The 19,644-nt window shown below is 72.2% G+C and carries 13 protein-coding genes; all 13 read right to left on the bottom strand.

Features of this window, described 5'->3' with window-relative positions:
* Positions 1 to 73: 73 nt before the first annotated feature.
* The gene (locus tag AB0A94_RS24255; protein ID WP_361747615.1) at positions 74 to 2,149 is read right to left on the bottom strand and encodes a hypothetical protein; all 2,076 of its coding nucleotides are present in this window, start codon (positions 2,147 to 2,149) and stop codon (positions 74 to 76) included.
* A gap of 183 nt (positions 2,150 to 2,332) precedes the next feature.
* Positions 2,333 to 3,829 carry a bifunctional cytidylyltransferase/SDR family oxidoreductase gene (locus tag AB0A94_RS24250; RefSeq protein WP_361747483.1) on the bottom strand — a complete coding sequence of 499 codons (1,497 nt, stop codon included), beginning with the start codon at positions 3,827 to 3,829 and terminating at the stop codon, positions 2,333 to 2,335.
* 226 nt (positions 3,830 to 4,055) lie between these two features.
* Positions 4,056 to 5,234, bottom strand: a complete 1,179-nt coding sequence (locus AB0A94_RS24245; RefSeq protein ID WP_361747482.1) for a hypothetical protein — start codon at positions 5,232 to 5,234, stop codon at positions 4,056 to 4,058.
* 228 nt (positions 5,235 to 5,462) lie between these two features.
* Positions 5,463 to 7,013: an alkaline phosphatase D family protein gene (locus AB0A94_RS24240; RefSeq protein WP_361747480.1), complete on the bottom strand. Its 1,551-nt coding sequence runs from the start codon at positions 7,011 to 7,013 to the stop codon at positions 5,463 to 5,465.
* 197 nt (positions 7,014 to 7,210) lie between these two features.
* Positions 7,211 to 8,725, bottom strand: coding sequence for a VCBS repeat-containing protein (locus AB0A94_RS24235; RefSeq protein WP_361747478.1), 1,515 nt, complete (start codon positions 8,723 to 8,725; stop codon positions 7,211 to 7,213).
* 111 nt (positions 8,726 to 8,836) lie between these two features.
* Positions 8,837 to 10,282, bottom strand: coding sequence for a GTPase ObgE (gene obgE / locus AB0A94_RS24230; RefSeq protein ID WP_361747476.1), 1,446 nt, complete (start codon positions 10,280 to 10,282; stop codon positions 8,837 to 8,839).
* Between the two features lie 110 nt (positions 10,283 to 10,392).
* A complete protein-coding gene (rpmA, locus tag AB0A94_RS24225) occupies positions 10,393 to 10,647 on the bottom strand; it encodes a 50S ribosomal protein L27 (RefSeq protein ID WP_003976205.1) in 255 nt (84 codons plus the stop codon).
* A 14-nt stretch (positions 10,648 to 10,661) separates the two neighbouring features.
* Positions 10,662 to 10,982 carry a 50S ribosomal protein L21 gene (rplU, locus tag AB0A94_RS24220; protein ID WP_004931419.1) on the bottom strand — a complete coding sequence of 107 codons (321 nt, stop codon included), beginning with the start codon at positions 10,980 to 10,982 and terminating at the stop codon, positions 10,662 to 10,664.
* Between the two features lie 528 nt (positions 10,983 to 11,510).
* Entirely contained in the window at positions 11,511 to 12,098 is a 588-nt protein-coding gene (gene rfbC / locus AB0A94_RS24215) for a dTDP-4-dehydrorhamnose 3,5-epimerase (protein WP_361747474.1), read from the bottom strand.
* A gap of 187 nt (positions 12,099 to 12,285) precedes the next feature.
* Positions 12,286 to 13,191: a dTDP-4-dehydrorhamnose reductase gene (gene rfbD, locus AB0A94_RS24210; RefSeq protein ID WP_361747472.1), complete on the bottom strand. Its 906-nt coding sequence runs from the start codon at positions 13,189 to 13,191 to the stop codon at positions 12,286 to 12,288.
* Positions 13,188 to 14,174, bottom strand: a complete 987-nt coding sequence (gene rfbB / locus AB0A94_RS24205; protein ID WP_361747470.1) for a dTDP-glucose 4,6-dehydratase — start codon at positions 14,172 to 14,174, stop codon at positions 13,188 to 13,190. The genes rfbD and rfbB overlap by 4 nt, the downstream gene beginning before the upstream one ends.
* The gene (locus tag AB0A94_RS24200; protein ID WP_361747468.1) at positions 14,171 to 15,238 is read right to left on the bottom strand and encodes a glucose-1-phosphate thymidylyltransferase; all 1,068 of its coding nucleotides are present in this window, start codon (positions 15,236 to 15,238) and stop codon (positions 14,171 to 14,173) included. The genes rfbB and AB0A94_RS24200 overlap by 4 nt, the downstream gene beginning before the upstream one ends.
* A 218-nt stretch (positions 15,239 to 15,456) precedes the next feature.
* Positions 15,457 to 19,593 (bottom strand): Rne/Rng family ribonuclease, encoded by a 4,137-nt coding sequence (locus tag AB0A94_RS24195; RefSeq protein WP_361747466.1) that lies wholly within the window; start codon positions 19,591 to 19,593, stop codon positions 15,457 to 15,459.
* Positions 19,594 to 19,644 lie beyond the last annotated feature (51 nt).

The following is a 19,644-nucleotide window of genomic DNA, read 5'->3' as shown; positions in this document are numbered from 1 at the left end:
GGGCACGGGAAAGGGCTCGGCCCCCGAGGAGTCGATCCTCGGGGGCCGAGCCCCGTCGAGCCCGCCGGGCCGCTCAGCCGGCGTCGACGCCGCCCGTCTCACCGGCCGCCGACGTCCGCGGCACGGGCACCGCGTCCGCCAGCTCCACGTCGGGGCCGCCGGTGGTGATCCGGGACTCCTGGCCGAGGTTGCGCGTCTCGGCCTTCAGCGCGAGCTGGGCGACCGCGGTGTTGAACTGGTCGATGGACTTCGGCTCGTCCGGGCCGAGCAGATAGCGCTTGAGCTCCTCCCGGTCCCCGGCCAGCGGGTCGGCGGCCGGGTCGCGGACCGCGTCGAGCAGCCCGCCGAGCTCCTTCGCGCTGTTGGACAGGATCACCGCGGCCCGCACCGCCGTGTTCTGCCGCTTGAACTCCTCCACGCCCAGCTCGGCGGAGTCCGTGACGGCGTACGGCTTGCCGCTGGCGATGAAGTCGGAGACCACGCTGGAGATGTCGGAGACCATCGCGTCGGAGACGTTGAAGCAGTCGTACAGCCGCGGCTGGGCGCCCGTGATGACGCGGTGCTCCCAGTCGGGGAAGGAGCGCCAGTACGCGGCGTTCCACTCGGCGCGCAGCCGGGCGGTCTCCTCGTGCCGGGCCACGTCGACGAGCCCGTCGCGGGTGGCCTCGGCCTCGTCGCCGTTGCCGGTGCCGACGGCCAGCTCGGCCAGCCGGGCCTCGATGCGTGCCAGCTCGGCCCCGGCCCGGGCCTGGGCGGCGGTGTCGGTGGTGAAGCGCGGGTCGGCGGCGCGTGCGGCGGCGGCCTTCTCGACCAGCGCGATGATCCGCTGGTGGGCGGCCTTGGCCTTGGCGCTGCGCGTACCGGTGAAGGGGTGCGGCTTGTACAGGACCCGCACCGCCGGGTCGGCCTCGACCAGCTTCTTCACGATGTTCTCGCCGGCCAGCAGGATCGAGGTGTTGCCGGGGTTGTCGTCCCAGCCCTCCCAGGTGGGCGCGTACAGGACCGTCGGCATGCGATCGCCGGGGACGCCCTGCCAGGTCTGGATCGGGGCCAGCTGCGGGCGGCCGACCTCGACGATGTCGGCGTCGCGGACACCGACGTCGGCGATGGCGTAGCGGTCGCGGCCCGCGCGGCCGGCCGTCCACACCTCGTCGTAGACCTTGCTGTACGGGTTGACGCTGGCGAGCTTGTCGCTGTCGCCGTGGCCGATGAAGACGTGCTTCATGGTGGGCACGCGCAGCATGTGGATGTTCTTGCCGACGTTCGCCGCGTACAGCGCGACCCGCACCGTGGACAGGTCCATGTTCATCAGGTGCACCCCTCCGGGCACGCAGACGACGGGGACCGTGGTGGGCGCCAGGTTCTGCAGGATGACCCGCTCGCGCAGGATGACCAGCGGACGGGTGTCCAGCTGCTCCATGGTCTCCAGCCACATGTTGACCTGGTAGGCGGAGTCCCTGGAGCCGGAGAAGTACAGCACGGTCTCCGGACGGTACTCGCGCAGCCAGCCGTCGACCGCCTCCAGCACCTTCTCCGGGCTCGGCGGGGTCTTCCGGCCGCGCACGTAGGGCAGCAGGACGAGGACGTACAGGGTGCCCGCGGCCACCGTGACTCCGATGCCGGCGTAGCCGACGGCGGCCGACTCCAGGGCGGCGCCGGCGAGTATGCCGGAGACCGCCGCGAGGTCGAGGTGGAGCATCTTCTCCGCGGCGCGGTTCAGCAGCGCGCGCGGCGGCGCGTCTGGGATGCGGATGCGGGAGGCCAGGTCGACGTTGCGGGTGGCGACCGGCATCCGGCGGCGGTTGCGGATCAGCGTGGTGAGCGCGCCGTGCGGGGCCTGAAGGCCGTAGAAGGCGATGAAGCAGGCGATCGCCCCGTAGTAGATGAGGTCGTCCGCGAGAGACAGGCGGGCCAGCAGCAGGATCAGCAGCAGCTGCCGGATCAGGAAGCGGATCGACAGGCCGGCCCGCACCTTGCTGAGGCGGTTGACCAGATAGCTGCCCTTGCGGTGCAGATAGTGGTCCGCCAGGTACGTCACGGCGGCCGCTGCCGCGAAGGCGGGGAGGCTCGGGACGAGCGCGGCCAGCATGAGGCAGGGGAAGCCCAGCACCATGAGGACCGCCGCGGCCAGCTCGGCCGCGCTGCCCACCCGGGCGACGCGAATAGCGGTGGATATCACGAATAACCTGCTCTTGGAGGGGGGAGTGCCGGTTTTGTGCCTGTGCGCAATTCGGGAGGTACGGATTCAGGCCCCCGCGTACTCCCGTCGACTGACCGCGTGAACAGGAGGCCGCAGGGGCCTGAATTACGGAAGGCTATTTGGCGGCAATTATTACACGCCGTCCTGACGGTCCAGCACCGCGGCCAGCGCCTGCTCGAACCCGGTGGCCCGTGCCGCACCCGCCGTCGGGTCCTGCTGCCGTACGTCGATGACGTGGCCGGTGAGCTCGGACAACAGCACGTCCAGTGAGGTCCGGGCCACCGCCTCGGAGGACAGCAGGCTGCCCGCCGGCTCCTGCCCGAAAGCCTTGGTGCGCATCGGCGTGGCGGTGCGCTCCGGGTTGATGCAGTTCACCCGGACGCCGTCACCGGCCCACTCGTCGGACAGGGCCTGGGTGAGGTTCACCATGGCGGCCTTGGTCGAGGAGTACAGGCTGTACTCGGCGCGCCCGCGGGTGTAGCTGCTGGAGGTGTACAGCAGCAGCTGTCCCTCGGTCTCGGACAGGTACTTGTACGAGGAGCGCGCGATCTGCACCGGGGCCAGGTAGTTGACCTTCAGCGCCTCCTCGATGGTGGCGTTGTCGGTCTCGGCGAGCTTGCCGATGCGCAGCACGCCCGCGGTGTTGACGACGTAGTCGATGCGGCCGGTCTCGCCGTACGCCTTGGACAGCGCGTCGTCGACCTCCTCCGGGTTCTCCACGTGGGTGCCGGTGGTGGAGCGGCCCAGCGCGTAGACGGTGGCGCCGTAGGACTCGGCGAGCTCGGCGATGTCCTTGCCGATGCCGTACGAACCGCCGAAGACCACCATGGTCTTGCCGGTGAGCAGCTCGCGGTAGGCCTCCTCGGAGACCTGCTCGGGCGCGGCGGTGGAGGCGAGCTGGAAGAGCTTGTCGGCGATGAAGACGTCGACGGGCTGGGTGACCTTCATGTTGTACTCGTCGCCCGCCACGACGTGGATCGGCACGTCCGGCAGGTACTTGAGCACGACCGAGCAGTCGTCCGTGGCCTGGAAGTTGGGGTCGCCGGCGGCGACCTCGTAGGCGCGGCGGATGGTGGACAGCTTGAAGGCCTGCGGGGTCTGGCCGCGGCGCAGCCGGGAGCGGTCCGGGATCTCCGTGATGAACTCGCCGTCCTCGCCGTGCGTGCGCGTGACGATGATGGTGTCGGCGGACGGGATGGCCACGTCGACGGCCTGGTAGCGCTCCAGCGCGGTCACGCAGTCGTCGATGACGCGCTGCGACAGCAGGGGGCGCACGGCGTCGTGGAAGAGGACGTTGCGGTCCTCGCCCTCGGCCAGGCCCTCGCCGAGCGCGGCGATGGCCCGTTCCGTGGTCTCGTTCCGGGTCGAGCCGCCCTCGATGACCTTGGCGACCTTCGTGAACCCGGCCTTGGCGACGATCTTCTCGATGTCGGGCACGTACCCCGGCGCCATCAGCACGATGATGTCGTCGATCGAGTCGGCCTTCTCGAAGGTGGTCAGGGTGTGCTCGATGACTGCCTTGCCGGCGATCTTCAGCAACTGCTTGGGGATCGACAGACCCACCCGCTGACCGGTACCGCCGGCCAGGATCACTGCGGTGGTACGGGGCTTGGCTATGTGCTGGGACACAGGTGACCTACCTTGGGGCGACAGGGAACTTCGAAATGGTCCCACTTGTGGTTACCGCAGTGCAAGGTGAGCGACCTCCGCCGCATATGTGCGCGCAACCTGTCATTCACCTAGGACTCCTGGCGCCCCCGCGGGGGTTCCCGGGGCGCATCACGAATTGTTGTGAGTAACTACACAGGAGTTATGTCATTGCTGTGCGTGACAGGCGTGACACCACCCGGTCGGCTCAGCGCAGGCGCAGCCGTTTCAGGCAGCGGTGACCGAGGACCTTCACGAGTTCCTTCGACGATGTCCGGTGAACGGTACGCCCTTTGCCGGTGCCGTTCACCGCGGCGACCGCGGCGACCATCCCGAACAGGGCCTGCGCGGCCGCCTCGGGAGCGAGCCGCGGCTCCCCCGCCGGCTCCCCGGACGCCGGCACGCGGGACAGCGACTCCAGGTCGCCGAGGACCCGCACGCCCGTGGAGCCGATCCGCGCGGCCGCCTCGGCGCCGATCCCGGCGGCGGCCTCCAGGGCCCATCGCGGGGTACGGATCTTCACGTCCTGCGGGGTGGGGCTGCACGAGTTCTTCATGTGCGCGACCGCGCCGTGCCGCACCAGCCTCGAATACAGCTCCTCCGGAATCCCATTGCCGCGGAATTCCTTGTTGAGGTTCCGCAGCATTTCGGTCTCGGCGAGGGTGAGGGAACGGTTCGCGGTCTCCGGGACCGGTCTCAACAGCCCTTCGGGCAGCCCCAGCAGCGCCTCGAAGGTGCGCATCAGCGCGCCCCGGTCGCGGTCGTCGACCACGACGACGGTCACCCGGTCGGGACCGGTCACCGCGGCCCACCGCTCGACCAGCCGGTCGTGCCGGTGCCGGCGCCAGAAGCTGGGGGTGGGCCTGTCGTACGGGGGCCGGCGGAGCATGTGCTCCAGCCACGGCTCGTAGCCCAGCCGCAGTCCGTTCTGCACGTACTGCTGCCACTGCGAGGGCATGATCCGCGCCAGGGGCCGCAGGGTGACCAGGACGTGCACGCGGTCTCCGCCGAGCTGCTCGACGATCCGGGCGATCGTCGCCCCGTCCTCGGCGTCGGCGAAGAACTCGCTGCTGATCACGGAGGTGCGCTCCCCGGTGGCCCGCACCTGGTCCAGCAGCCGCCGCCAGTGCTTCTCGGTGGGGACGGTGTCCCCCATCATCGCGGGCCGGGCGCAGGCGGCGAGGACGGCCTCGATCGGGTGCCGGCTGTGCGCCGGGAAGTCGACGCCGTGCCGCGCCATCTCCTCCTGCGCGGCGAACAGCGCGCCCTGGACGGCGGTGGTGCCGGTTTTGTGCGGACCGATGTGCAGCAGGCGGGTGCCGGCGGGCAGCGGGGGGACCGCGGCGCCGGTGGCCGGGAGTTCTTCTCTCGTACAGTCGGTGTCCATGCCGAGGCACGGTAGGACGGCTCGCTGAGGATGCCGTGAGAGGAGCCTGGGACCCGCCTGAGTGCCGGCCGCCCCCGCCACCCCGCCGCTCTCGCGGGCAGTCGTGCCTCCCCCGTGCCTCAAGGGCCTGGGAGCACCCCCGGGGCGGCACGGGTGGGCCGGGGGTGCCCCCTCCGGGGGAGGCACCCCGCAAGCGCCGGGCCGCGCGAACACCTCCCGGCGACCGGCTCAGACCAGGTGCACGCCCGGCCGGCCGGCCTCGACCCGCAGCCTGGCCAGCGTGCTCGGCACGGCCCGCGGCTTCACCACCGTGTCCACCACCCGCACCCGGGCGTCGATGCCGTCCTGGCGGATGTCGAACAGGTGGTACCCCCGGTGCGCGTCGAGCAGCTTCCAGTGCGGGTTGTCCGCGCGCCGCGGGTCCCACTGCGCGCGGAACGCGGCCTGGTCCTGGTCGCCGTTGCTGGAGATGGACGTGCCGACGAACTCGGCGCCCACGACCGCCGACTTCGGGTCGGCGAAGTCCTCCTTGAGGTCGCTGATCATCGTCAGATGGCGGTCGCCGGTGAGGACGACGGGGTTGCTGACCCGCCGGAACTCCTGCAGCAGCGCGTTGCGTTCGGCCTGGTAGCCGTCCCAGGCGTCGTAGAACCAGAGCTTGCCCTCGCCGACCTGGAGGTCGGTCTCGGCCATCATGATCTGGGAGGCGATCAGGTTCCAGCGGGCGGGCGAGTGGCGCAGCCCGTCGACCAGCCAGCGCTTCTGCGCGGCCCCGAGCATGGTCAGCGACGGGTCCTGGGCGCCTTCCTGGCTGGTGGCCTGGTCGCTGCGGTACTGACGGGTGTCCAGCACGTTGAGCCGGGCGAGCCGGCCGAACTCCAGCCGGCGGTGCATGCGGATGTGCGGGCCGTCGGGGACGGCGGTGGCGCGGACCGGCATGTGCTCGTAGTACGCCTGGTAGGCGGCCGTCAGCCGGGCGACGAACGGGTCGTGCGCCTGCTTGTCGGGGTCCTGCGGGATCTCGCCGGCGAAGTCGTTGTCGACCTCGTGGTCGTCGAAGGTGACCACGAAGGGCGCGTTGGCGTGCATCTCCGCGAGGTCCGGGTCGGAGCGGTACTGGGCGTACCGGTTGCGGTACTGGGTCAGGCCGTACGGCTCACCGGTGCCCTCGTGGCGGCGTACGCCGGTCGCCGAGGGGGTGGACTCGTAGATGTAGTCGCCGACGAACACCACGACGTCCGGGTCCTGTTGCAGCATGTCGGCGTACGGGGTGAAGTAGCCGTGCTGCCAGTTCTGGCAGGAGGCGAGGGCGACCCGCAGGTTTCCGCCGGAGCTGTCCGCGGCGGGCGCGGTACGGGTGCGGCCGACGCGCGAGAGCTGCCCGCCGGCGCGGAAGCGGAACCAGTACGTGGTGTCCGGGCTCAGCCCGCGTACGTCCACGTGGACGCTGTGCCCGTACGTGCTCCGGGCCGGGGCGACGCCCCGGCGGACGACCTTCTTGAAGCGGGCGTCCCGGGCCACCTGCCACTCCACGGCCACGGTGCGGTCGGGCATGCCGCCGCCGTTCAGCGGGTCCGGGGCGAGCCGGGTCCACAGGACGACCCCGTCCGGCAGCGGGTCGCCGGAGGCCACCCCCAGGCTGAACACACCGTCGGGCAGCCTCACTCCGGCCGCGTGCGCGGTGGCCGGCAGCCACAGCTGGGCGGAGGCGGCGGCGCCGAGCACGGCGGCACCGGCGGTCAGGACACGGCGGCGGTCGGGCTGAACTGCTCCGGTCATCGGCGGACTCCCCTGCCTCGTGTGGCACTCGGACACTGGGAAGCTCGTGGTCCGGGCGGTCCGTCCGCTGAACACCGCGGTTCGCGTGCATGACAAGCAGGGGGACAACGGAAAACCCGTCGCGGCACGGGAACATCCCGTGGCCGCGACGGGTCCGTCAGGTGAGCGGCGGGCGAAGGCGGTCGTCGCCCGTTCCGTCAGTCGGTGAAGGCGGTGCCCAGCCCCGCTCCGGTCGCCACCGTGCCGAGGGTGCCCGCGCCGAAGGTGCCGGCGCCGCCCGCGACGGCCGTCGGGGAGGAGCGGAAGTACCACACCGACCCGGCGCCGGAGTTCTCCCCCGGCGCGCCGACGACGAGGTCGGCGCGCCCGTCGCCGTCGGTGTCACCGAGGTGGGTGGCCCCGCCGAACCTGTCGTTCTTCTCGGCGGTGCCCGGCACGTCCGCGGTGTTCTGGGTGACCGTCAGGGCTCCGGAGCCGGTGAGCCCGTTCGCGGTGCCGCGCAGCACGACGACGGCGCCGGCCGCGGACAGGCTGCCGAGGTCCTCGCCGGGCACTCCGGTGACGACGTCCTGGTAGCCGTCGCCGTCGACGTCGCCGATGTGTACGTCGGTGCCGAAGGCGTCGTCGTCCTCGGCGGTGCCGGGCACTCCGGGGCGGTCCTGGTTGAGGAAGACGGCCCTGACCCCGTCGGGGCCCTCGGGGGTGCCGGGGATCCAGGCGACCCGGCCGCCCTTGACGTACGGGTTGTCGAGGTCGCTGTCGTAACCGTCCACGGCCCGGCCGACCACGATGTCGTCGTACCCGTCGGCGTTCACGTCCCCGACGTCGAGGTTCTCGCCGCCCTGGAGCCCCGCGCCGTCGATGTCGTAGACGAGGGTGAAGGGGTTGAGCGCGGTCCGGTCGCCCAGCCAGTACACGACCCGGCGGGCGTCGTACTCGTCACCGTCGTTCTCGGTGGCGACGACGTCGGTGAGGCCGTCGCCGTTGACGTCTCCGGCGGCGAGGTCGAGGATCCTGCTGTCGTACACGTCCCTGACCGTCTGTTCGCCGCCCCTACCGGCACCGTCCCGGCCGAAGGGGCCCTTGAGGATCCGCAGGTCGTGCAGGTTCTCGACCGTCACGACGTCCGGGTCGCCGTCGCCGTCGACGTCCCCGGCGGTCAGGTGGCCGGCTGCTCCGAGGCCCTCGTACGCGTTTCCCCCCGAGGCGAGCGCGGCACCGCCGGACAGCCCCCGGGGGCCGCCCCACACCACCTCCACCAGCCCGGAGTCCTCGCCGCCGTCGGCGGTGTCCTCGCGGCCGACGCCGACGACGAGATCGGCGTAGCCGTCCTGGTCGACGTCGGCGGTGGTGAGCGCGCTGCCGAACTCGTCGTCCGTCTCCGCGCTGCCGGGGACACCGGCGGTGTTCTGGTGGAACACCTGCTTGGTCGCCGTGCGCAGTCCGGTCGCCGACCCGTACACCACGGCGACGTAGCCGGCGCCCTTCTTGCCGGCGACGGTCGCGGTGGGCGCGGCGACGGCGAGGTCGGCGTAACCGTCGCCGTTGAAGTCGTCACGCGGCTGGGCGGCGCCGGCCGCCGGTGCCCCGGCGGGCGCCGCGTACGCGCCGGGCACCGCGAGGGTCCCGGCGACGACGAGTGCCGCACCGGTCGCGAGCGCGACCCGTGCGGGGCGGGTGAGGTTCCTGTGGCGTGGGGAAGGCGCGGCCATGGCGGGCGTCCTGTCGTAGAACCGGTCGGGTTGCCGCTCAGTACGACCGGTCGGAACACCCGTTGGTTGCCCGGGTGTTCACCACGACCTCACCCGCCGTCACCGCACCGGCTAGAACGGCTCGAAGTCGTCGTACTCCTGCTCGACCTCGTCCCGTTCGGCCTGCTTGTCGCGGCGCCGCTGGGCCGCCGGGCGGGGCGCCTCGAAGCGGTGGTCCTCGCCGCGTCGGCCGAGCATCTCCGCGCCGGCCGTGACGGTCGGCTCCCAGTCGAAGACGACCGCGTTCTCCTCGGGGCCGATCGCGACGCCGTCACCGGAGCGGGCGCCGGCCTTCATCAGCTCCGCCTCGACACCGAGGCGGTTGAGCCGGTCGGCGAGGTAGCCGACGGCCTCGTCGTTGTTGAAGTCGGTCTGGCGCACCCAGCGTTCGGGCTTCTCGCCGCGCACGCGGAACAGCAGCTCCCCTTCGACGTCCTCGCGGGTGACGGTGAAGCCGGCGTCGTCCACGGCCTTGGGCCGGATGACGATGCGGGTCGCCTCCTCCTTGGGCTTGGCGGCCCGCGCCCCGGCCACCAGCTCGGCGAGCGCGTACGACAGCTCCTTCAGTCCCCTGTGCGCGACGGCCGACACCTCGAAGACGCGGTAGCCGCGCGCCTCCAGGTCGGGACGCACCATCTCGGCGAGGTCCTTGCCGTCGGGGACGTCGATCTTGTTGAGGACGACGACGCGGGGACGGTCGCCGAGACCGCCGTACTGCCGCAGCTCCTCCTCGATGATGTCGAGGTCGGAGACGGGGTCGCGGTCGGACTCCAGCGTGGCGGTGTCCAGCACGTGCACGAGCACGCTGCACCGCTCGACGTGCCGCAGGAACTCCAGGCCGAGCCCCTTGCCCTGGCTGGCCCCGGGGATGAGGCCGGGCACGTCGGCGATGGTGTAGACGGTCGACCCGGCGGTGACGACACCGAGGTTCGGGACGAGGGTGGTGAAGGGGTAGTCGGCGATCTTCGGCTTGGCGGCGCTGAGCACCGAGATCAGCGACGACTTGCCGGCGCTCGGGTAGCCGACCAGCGCCACGTCGGCGACGGTCTTCAGCTCCAGGACGATGTCCCGCAGGTCCCCCGGCTCGCCGAGCAGCGCGAACCCGGGCGCCTTGCGGCGCGCGGAGGCGAGCGCGGCGTTGCCGAGCCCGCCGCGTCCGCCCTGGGCGGCGACGTACGACGTCCCGTGCCCGACCAGGTCCGCGAGCACGTTGCCGGCCTTGTCCAGGACGACGGTCCCGTCCGGCACGGGGAGGACCAGGTCCTGCCCGTCCTTCCCGGACCGGTTGCCGCCCTCGCCGGGCTTGCCGTTGGTGGCCTTGCGGTGCGGGGAGTGGTGGTAGTCGAGGAGGGTCGTCACGGACTGGTCGACGGTGAGGATCACGTCGCCGCCGCGCCCGCCGTTGCCGCCGTCGGGCCCGCCGAGCGGCTTGAACTTCTCACGGTGGACGGAGGCACAGCCGTGGCCTCCGTTACCCGCGGCGACGTGCAGCTCGACGCGGTCCACGAAGGTGGTCATGGGATGTGCCTCCAGTTACTACTTACTGCGGGGATGTCTTTTGGCTAACACGCGAAAGGCGGACCCGCTTCCCGTGGGGGAAGTGAGGTCCGCCTCGCGAAAGTGTCCGATCAGGCGACCGGAACGATGTTCACGACCTTGCGGCCACGGTGGGTGCCGAACTGCACCGCACCGGCCTGCAGGGCGAACAGCGTGTCGTCGCCGCCACGGCCGACGCCGGCGCCCGGGTGGAAGTGGGTGCCGCGCTGGCGGACCAGGATCTCACCCGCGTTGACGGCCTGACCGCCGAAGCGCTTCACACCGAGCCGCTGGGCGTTCGAGTCGCGACCGTTCCGGGTGGACGATGCGCCCTTCTTGTGTGCCATGTCTCCTCAGTCCCTTACTTCGCAGCCGCGGGGATCTCAGTGACCTTGATCGCCGTGTACTGCTGGCGGTGGCCCTGACGACGGCGGTAGCCGGTCTTGTTCTTGTAGCGCAGAATGTCGATCTTCTGGCCCTTGTGGTGGTCCACGACCTCGGCCTGGACCTTGATGCCGGCCAGCACCCACGGGTCGCTGGTCACAGCGTCGCCGTCGACGACGAGCAGGGTCGAGAGCTCGACCGTGTCGCCCACCTTGGCGGTGGAAATCTTGTCAACCTCAACGATGTCGCCGACAGCAACCTTGTGCTGGCGACCACCGCTGCGCACGATGGCGTACACGCGGATCTCACTCTCACTCGAAGAACGGCATCCCCGCAGGCCAGCCGCCCGGCGATGATCACGAACGACCTCTCCCAGGCACCGCGGCACCCGGAAGGAAGAGGTTTACGGGGATGTGGCGGCCCCGATGGACACGCCGACGGTCAAGGTTACGGGGCCCGGCTTGAGGGGTCAAACCGGGCCCGTGCTGCGAGCCGGATTCGCTGGCGGCCGCCGTCCGGTCGGCGGGGTGCCGACCGAATGCCATGGCGATGAGCCACGGCCGTGATGCCTGCGACGGCATCCTCCAGCGCGGTCGTCAGCCTTCGCAGCTCGGGCCCACGCCGGTCGATGCCGGGTGCTGCCGCTACTGCCCGCCAGGCCGCCTCGTGGGCATCCTCCGGTATCAGCGGTTCCTCGGTGATATCGGCCCGCTCGGCCAGCGGGAGGCCGGCTCGCCCTTGCATGCCCATGCTCAGCTGAGCCTGAAGTCCCGCCGTGCGAACTCGAAGAGGCGCATGCCGCTGCCGTTCGGCGCGTTCGCCGCTCTCAGAGTCCGGCGCGATAGGCGGTGCAGTCCTCGTAGCGGGGAAGCAGCCCCTGGGCCGCCGCGTCCGCCAGCGTCGGGGCGGCGGCGTCCTTGTCCGACAGCAACGGCTCCACATCCGTCGGCCATGCGATGCCCAGCCCGGGATCGAGGGGGTGGATGCCGTGCTCCCGCTCCGGCGCGTAGCCCTCGGAACAGAGGTAGACGACCGTCGCGTCGTCGGTCAGCGCCAGGAAGGCGTGCCCGAGGCCCTCGGACAGGTAGACCGAGGCGTGTGTCTCGTCGTCGAGCCGGACCAGTTCCCACTGCCCGTAGGTGGGGGAGCCGACCCGGATGTCGACGACGGCGTCGAGCACGGCGCCGCGCACGCACTTCACGTACTTGGCCTGGCTCGGCGGCACGTCGGCGAAGTGGACGCCGCGGAGGGTGCCGCGGCGGGAGACCGAGCAGTTCGCCTGTGCCAGGGACAGGTCGTGCCCGGTGTTCGCACGGAAATCCGCTCCGCGGAACCACTCGTGGAAGCTGCCGCGCTCGTCCGGGAAGACGTCGGGCTCGTGGAGCCAGGCGCCCTCGATCGACAGGGACTTCATGATGGAGCGGGACCTCCGGTTCAGGATGCGAGAACTCGTTTGATCTTCTCGGCGACTTTTCACCGAGCGGCCCGGGGCGCCGGGGTCGTTCGGGACCCGGTGCGTGTTTCCGCCGGCTCCCGGGCCGGGTCGACCGGGCCCTCCGTGCGGACCCCCGCGGTGCGGGCCGGGACGACGATGCCGGCCTTCACGGTCGTGGGTCCCCTTCCCGGAGCTCCGCGAGCAACACGGGCATCGCGGAGCCGAGCCCTTCGGACCAGTCGCGTATGGGTTCGATCCCGGCCCGCTGCCAACGGCTGTGTCCCAGCACGCTGTACGCGGGCCGGGGCGCGGGGCGGGCGAACGCCGCGCTGGTGGTCGGCCGGACCCGCTCCGGATCGGCGCCCAGCAGCCGGAAGATCTCCCGGGTGAACCCGAACCACGTCGTCTCGCCGGCGCTGGTGCCGTGGTACACGCCCGCGGGAGCGGTCCCCGCGAGGGCCGCCTGGCCGAGGCGCACCAGGCGGTCGGCCAGGTCGACGGTCCAGGTGGGCTGGCCGCGCTGGTCGTCGACGACGTCGAGGGTGTCCTTGACGGACTCCAGCTTGATCATCGTACGGACGAAGTTGCCGCCGCCCGCCCCGTACAGCCATGCCGTGCGGACCACGAACCCGCGGTCGGGAAGCGTGGCCAGGACGGCCTGTTCCCCGGCCAGCTTGGTGCGGCCGTACGCGCTGCGCGGGCCCGTCGGGGCGTCCTCCGCGTACGGCTCGTCCGCGTCGCCGGGGAAGACGTAGTCCGTGGAGACGTGCAGGAGCACGGCGCCGAGTTCGCGGCAGGCCTCGGCGAGGTGGCGAGGGCCGTCGCCGTTGACGCGCAGGGCGTCGTCCTCGCGGGTCTCGGCGTCGTCGACGGCGGTCCAGGCGGCGCAGTTGACCACGGCCACGGGCCGGTGCCCGGCGAGGACCTCGCGCACCGCCGCCGGGTCGGTGATGTCCAGCTCGGCACGGGTGACGGCGACCGCCGGGACACCCGCGGCCGCGAGCCGGGCCAGGACGTCCCGCGCGAGCATCCCCCCTGCGCCGGTCACCAGCCAGCCGCGTCCACCGCTCACAGCGCCGCACGCTCCTTCAGCGGCTCCCACCAGGCACGGTTGTCGCGGTACCACTGCACGGTCTCGGCGAGGCCCTCGCGGAAGTCCTTGCGGGGCTCGTAGCCCAGTTCCTCGCGGATCTTCGTGCAGTCGACGGAGTAGCGGCGGTCGTGGCCCTTGCGGTCCTCGACGTACTCGACACTGGTCTCCCAGTCGGCGCCGCACGCCTCGAGCAGCAGCCCGGTGAGCTCCTTGTTGGAGAGCTCGGTGCCGCCGCCGATGTTGTAGATCTCGCCCGCGCGGCCCTTGGTGCGGACCAGTTCGACGCCCTGGACGTGGTCGTCGATGTGCAGCCAGTCGCGGACGTTGCCGCCGTCGCCGTACAGCGGGACCTTCTTGCCGTCGAGGAGGTTGGTGACGAAGAGGGGGATGACCTTCTCGGGGAAGTGGTGGTGCCCGTAGTTGTTGGAGCAGCGGGTGACGCGGACGTCCAGGCCGTGGGTGCGGTGGTAGGACAGCGCGATCAGGTCGCTGGACGCCTTCGCCGAGGAGTAGGGCGAGTTGGGCTCCAGCGGGTGGGTCTCGGGCCAGGAGCCCTCGTCGATCGAGCCGTAGACCTCGTCGGTGGAGATGTGCACGAAGGTCTCGACGCCGGCCCGGTGCGCGGCGTCGACGAGCGTGTGGGTGCCGACCACGTTCGTGCGGACGAACTCCGCGCCGCCGTCGATGGACCGGTCGACGTGCGACTCGGCGGCGAAGTGCACCACCTGGTCGTGCTCCGCCATCAGCTTGCCGACCAGCTCGGGGTCGCAGATGTCGCCCCGCACGAAGGCGAACCCGGGGTGCCCGCGCACCTCGTCGAGGTTGGCCGGGTTGCCCGCGTACGTCAGCTTGTCCAGGACGGTGACCGCGACGTCACCGGGGCCCTGGGGGCCGAGCACCGTACGGACGTAGTGCGAGCCGATGAAGCCGGCACCGCCGGTCACCAGGATCCTGGTCGTCATGAGGAGATCTGCACCTTGCTGTGATCACCGAGCACGAGCCGGTGGGCCTTGGGGTTACGGGGAGCGGGCGTGACCTCGACGTCGCGCCCGATGAGCGAGGCCTCCACCCGGCGCACGCCGGTCACGGACGCGCCCCGCAGGACGATGGAGTACTCGATTTCGCTGTCCTCGATCCGGCAGTCCTCGGACACCGAGGTGAAGGGGCCGATGTACGCGTTGTCCACCACCGTACCGGCGCCGATGACCGCGGGCCCGACGATCCGGCTGCCGCGGACCCGGGCGCCCTCCTCTATGCGCACCCGGCCGATGATCTCGCTGGCCTCGTCCACCGTGCCCGCCTGCCCGGGCTCCAGGGTCTCCAGGACGGACCGGTTGACCTCCAGCATGTCGGTGACGTTGCCGGTGTCCTTCCAGTAGCCGGAGATCGTGGTGGAGCGGACGTCCCGCTTCTCGTCGATCAGCCACTGGATGGCGTGCGTGATCTCCAACTCGCCGCGCCAGGACGGCTCGATGGAGCGGACGGCCTCGTGCACGGCCGGGGTGAACAGGTAGACGCCGACGAGGGCCAGATCGCTCTTCGGCTGCTTCGGCTTCTCCTCCAGGCCCACCACGCGGCCGTCCTCGTCGAGTTCGGCGACACCGAAGGAGGTGGGGTCGGGGACCTCGGTCAGCAGGATCTGCGCGTCGGGCCGCTCGGTGCGGAACTCCTCCACCAGGCCGGTGATGCCGCCGACGATGAAGTTGTCGCCGAGGTACATGACGAAGTCGTCGTCGCCGAGGAAGTCCCGGGCGACGAGCACGGCGTGCGCGAGTCCCAGGGGCGCTTCCTGCGGGAGGTAGGTGACTTCGATGCCGAACCGGGAGCCGTCCCCCACCGCTTCCCGGATCTCGTCCGCGGTGTCGCCGACGATGATCCCGACCTCGGTGATCCCGGCGTCGGCGATCGCTTCCAGGCCGTAGAAGAGCACGGGTTTGTTGGCGACCGGCACGAGCTGTTTGGCGGAGGTGTGGGTGATCGGACGGAGGCGGGTCCCCGCTCCTCCGGAAAGCACGAGAGCCTTCACGTGTGGCGCCCCAATACTATGTACCTCGACAGGGACGGAAAGTCCCTGTTCGCCTGATTTAGCAGTAGACCTCTGGGCACATCGTCATCGCGTGACAGTAACAACGATTCGCCTGCCATTCACGTGTTCGCTCCCCGGTGATCGCCTCACGGCAGAAAAAAATGATCCGCCCCCGGCCGGAACCGGGGGCGGATCACGTTCACCGAACGATCCGGAGGTCAGTCCTCCGTCGAGGCGGTCACTGACGACGGCGGCTGCTGGGCCGCCGCCGCGGTCTTCTTCGACGCCGTCTTCTTCGCGGTCGTCTTGGTGGCGGCCGACTTGGTGGTCTTCGCCGCCGCCTTCTTGGCCGTCGTCTTCTTGGCCACGGTCTTCTTGGCCGCGGTCGCCTTCTTGGCCGCCGTCTTCTTCGTGGCGGCCTTCTTCGCCGTGGCCTTCTTGGCCGCCTTGCGGGCGGTCTTCTTGGCCGGGGCGGCCTCGGCCTCGGCTTCCCCGACGGGCACCTCGGCGGGCTCCTCGACGGGCGCCTCGGCAGGCTCCTCGGCGGGCGCCGCCTCCGTCGCCGCCGACGGGACGACCACGACGGCCGTCTCCTCGGACGCGGTCGACGTGCTCGGCTTGCGCACCGCGCGGCGGCGCGGACGGGCCGGGGCCTCCGCCTCGGCGGACGCGCCGGCAGGTGCCTCGGACGGAACCTCCGCGGGCTTCGACTCGGGTGCCTCGGCCACCGGGGCCGCGGGCTCCGCGACCGTCACCACCGCGGCCTCCGCTCCCGCCGGGGAACCGGCCGGCGCGGACACCTTGCGGGTGGCCCGGCGACGCGTACGCCCCTTGGGCGCGGCCTCCTCGGCGGCCGGGACCCCGGTCTCCCGGGTCCCGGTCTCCGGCTCGGGGACCACCGCGTCCTCGACGGCCGCGGGCTCGGCCAGCGCCTCGGCGGCCGGCTCCGGCTGCACCGGGCGCGCGACCTCCTCGGCGACCGTCACGTCCTGCGCCGTCGGGGCCCCGGCCCCGGCCTTCTCGCTCTCCTCGGCCCTGTACCGGTCGGCCCTGTCCTTGGCGGTCTCCCGCCTCGGCGCGCCCGCCGGGGCCGACACCCGCCGGCTCGCCCGGCGGCGCGTGCGCCCACGGGTGGCCGCGGCCTCCGCCTCGGCGGCGCTGCTGTACAGCTCCTCGTCCGGCACGAACTCCGGGGCCGGCAGCGCGACCGGCTCGGCGGCCTCGGCGGCGACCTCGGCCGCCGTCTCCGTCTCCGCCTCCTGCTCGGCCGTCCCGACGCCCACGGCGACCTCGTGCTCGTGCGGCTGCTCCGCCGCACCGGCCCGCGCCCGCTTCCGGCGCTTGCCGCCACCGCCGACGGCGGCCGGCTGGTCCAGGTGCACGATGACACCGCGCCCGTTGCAGTGGACGCAGGTCTCCGAGAACGACTCCAACAGGCCCTGGCCGACCCGCTTGCGGGTCATCTGGACCAGACCCAGCGAGGTCACCTCGGCGACCTGGTGCTTCGTACGGTCGCGGCCCAGGCACTCGAGGAGGCGGCGCAGCACCAGGTCCCGGTTGGACTCCAGCACCATGTCGATGAAGTCGATGACGATGATGCCGCCGAGGTCGCGCAGCCGCAGCTGGCGCACGATCTCCTCGGCCGCCTCCAGGTTGTTCCTGGTGACCGTCTCCTCCAGGTTGCCGCCCTGGCCGGTGAACTTGCCGGTGTTGACGTCGACGACGACCATCGCCTCGGTCCGGTCGATCACCAGCGAACCGCCGCTGGGCAGCCAGACCTTGCGGTCCAGCGCCTTGGCGAGCTGCTCGTCGATCCGGTACGTGGCGAAGACGTCGACCTCGCTGGTCCACCTGGACAGCCGCTCGGCCAGGTCCGGCGCCACGTGCGACACGTACCCGTGGATGGTCTCCCAGGCGTCGTCACCGCTGACGACGACCTTGGTGAAGTCCTCGTTGAAGATGTCCCGCACGACCCGGACGGTCATGTCCGGCTCGCCGTACAGCAGCGTCGGCGCGCTGCCGCCGTTCTTGGACTTCTTCTTGATCTCCTCCCACTGCGCCTGCAGCCGCTCGACGTCCCGGCGCAGCTCGTCCTCGCTCGCACCCTCGGCGGCGGTGCGCACGATGACGCCCGCGTCCTCGGGGACGATCTTCTTGAGGATGGTCTTCAGCCGCGCCCGCTCGGTGTCGGGCAGCTTGCGGCTGATGCCGGTCATCGAGCCCTCGGGCACGTACACGAGGTAGCGGCCCGGGAGGGAGACCTGGCTGGTGAGCCGGGCGCCCTTGTGCCCGATCGGGTCCTTGGTGACCTGCACCAGGACCGACTGGCCGGACTTCAGCGCGGACTCGATGCGGCGCGGACCGCCCGACATGCCGAGCGCCTCGAAGTTGACCTCACCGGCGTACAGCACGGCGTTGCGGCCCTTGCCGATGTCGATGAAGGCGGCCTCCATCGACGGCAGCACGTTCTGCACCTTGCCGAGGTAGACGTTGCCGACGTACGAGGTCGCCTGCTCCTTGTTGACGTAGTGCTCGACGAGCACGCCGTCCTCCAGGACGCCGATCTGCGTACGGTCGCCGTGCTGGCGGACCACCATGACGCGCTCGACGGCCTCGCGGCGGGCCAGGAACTCGGCCTCGGTGATGATCGGCACCCGGCGGCGGCCCTGCTCACGGCCCTCGCGGCGGCGCTGCTTCTTCGCCTCCAGACGCGTGGAGCCCTTGATGGACTGCACCTCGTCCGACGGCTCGGCCTTCGGACGGGGCTCGCGGACCTTGACGACGGTGCGCTCGGGGTCGTCGGTGGCCGCCTCGGGCTCACCTCCGCCGTCACCGGCGCGACGACGACGGCGACGGCGGCGCCGGCTGCTGGTGGACCCGGAGTCCTCCCGGCCCTCGGCCGACTCGGCGTCGTCCTCGGCGTCCTCCTCGATCTGCTCGGCGGTGTCCTCGGCGTCCTGGACGGCCTGCTCGGCGGAGACCCGCTCGGCGTCGGCGTCCGCGTCCGCGGGCTCGCCGCCCTCGACGTCGGTCTCGGCCAGGTCGCCGCGCCGGCGGCGACGGCCGCCGCGGCGACGGCGACGGCGCGAACCGGCGGCCTCGCTGTCGTCCTGGTCGTCGGCCTCGGCGTGGTCCTCGGGCTGCTCCTCGGCCTCCTCCGCCTCGTCCTCGGCGCGGGTCACGGGAGCGGCCTCGGGCTCCTCGTCCGCGCCCCGGCGCCGGCGACGGCGGCGGGAGGCGGCGGGCTGCTCCTCCGGGAACTCCTCGGTCCGCTCCGGCTCCGCCGCCGGTTCGACGGTCTCGGCGGCCGCTTCGGCGGCGGCCCGCTCCGGGGTCTGGAAGCGGGGCTCGGTGAACACCGGCGGCTGGAACACGGCGACGGCCGGACGCGCGGGGCGCCGCGTCGACGTCTCCGCCTCACCGGACTCGGCGGGCTCGGCGAAGCCGGCGGCGGCCTTGCGGACCACCCGGCGCCGGCGCCGCGGAGCGGCCTCGTCGGCTACGGGCTCGGGGGCCTGCGCGGGCTGCTCGGGGGCCTGCACGGGCTCAGAAGCCCGCACGGCCTCGGGGGCCTGCACGGCCTCGGGGGTCTCGGTCACCGGGGCCGCCTCGGCGGCGGGCGCCTCGGCACGCCGCGTGGCGCGGCGCCGGGTACGGCGCGGAGCGGCGTCCTCGGACGTGCCGGCGCCGGACTCCGCCGTCCCGGCGGTCTCGGGTGCCTCGGCGGTCTCGGCAGTCCCGGTGGGCGCCTCCGGGGAGGCCGCACTGCGCGTGGCCCGACGCCGGGTGCGGCGCGGGGCCGCCTCCTCGGTGGTGGTCTCCGCGACCTCGGGGGCGGCCTCCGGGGTTCCGGAGGTGGTCACCGGGGTTTCGGAGGTGGTCACCGGGGTTTCGGCGGTCACCGTCGGCGAGGTCACGCTCCGGGTCGCGCGACGCCGGGTACGGCGCGGGGCCGCCTCCTCGGTCGGGTTCGCGGCGACAGCGGGCTGCTCGGGAGCCGTCCCGGCCGCGGCGGGCGCCGCCGGTACGACGGTCTCGGCGGCCTCCGCCGACTCCGGTGCCCCGGCCGACGCGACCGCCCGGCGGACGACACGCCGACGCCGGGGCGCGGCGACCGGAGCCTCGACGGGCTCGGCCTCCTTCTCCGCCTCGACGCCTTCCTGCTCCACGAGCTCATCGGGCTCGGGGGCCTCCGCGGCCGGTATGGCCGGCGCGACGGTCTCGGCCGTCGTGTCGGCCGCCCCGGCGGGCGGACCCGCCGGGCGGGACGCGGCACGGCGCCGCCGCCTCGGCGGCAGGGTGTCGCTGGGAGTGTTCAGTTCGGAGCCCTCCACGGGCTCGATCGGTTCGAGCATGCGGGCGTTTCTCCCGTCAGGCTCCCGGGCGCCGCGCCTGGCCCGGCGATG

The organism is Streptomyces sp. NPDC044984, assembly GCF_040646935.1.
In the GTDB taxonomy this organism is placed as follows: domain Bacteria; phylum Actinomycetota; class Actinomycetes; order Streptomycetales; family Streptomycetaceae; genus Streptomyces.
This window is presented reverse-complemented; position numbering and strand designations above follow the sequence as displayed.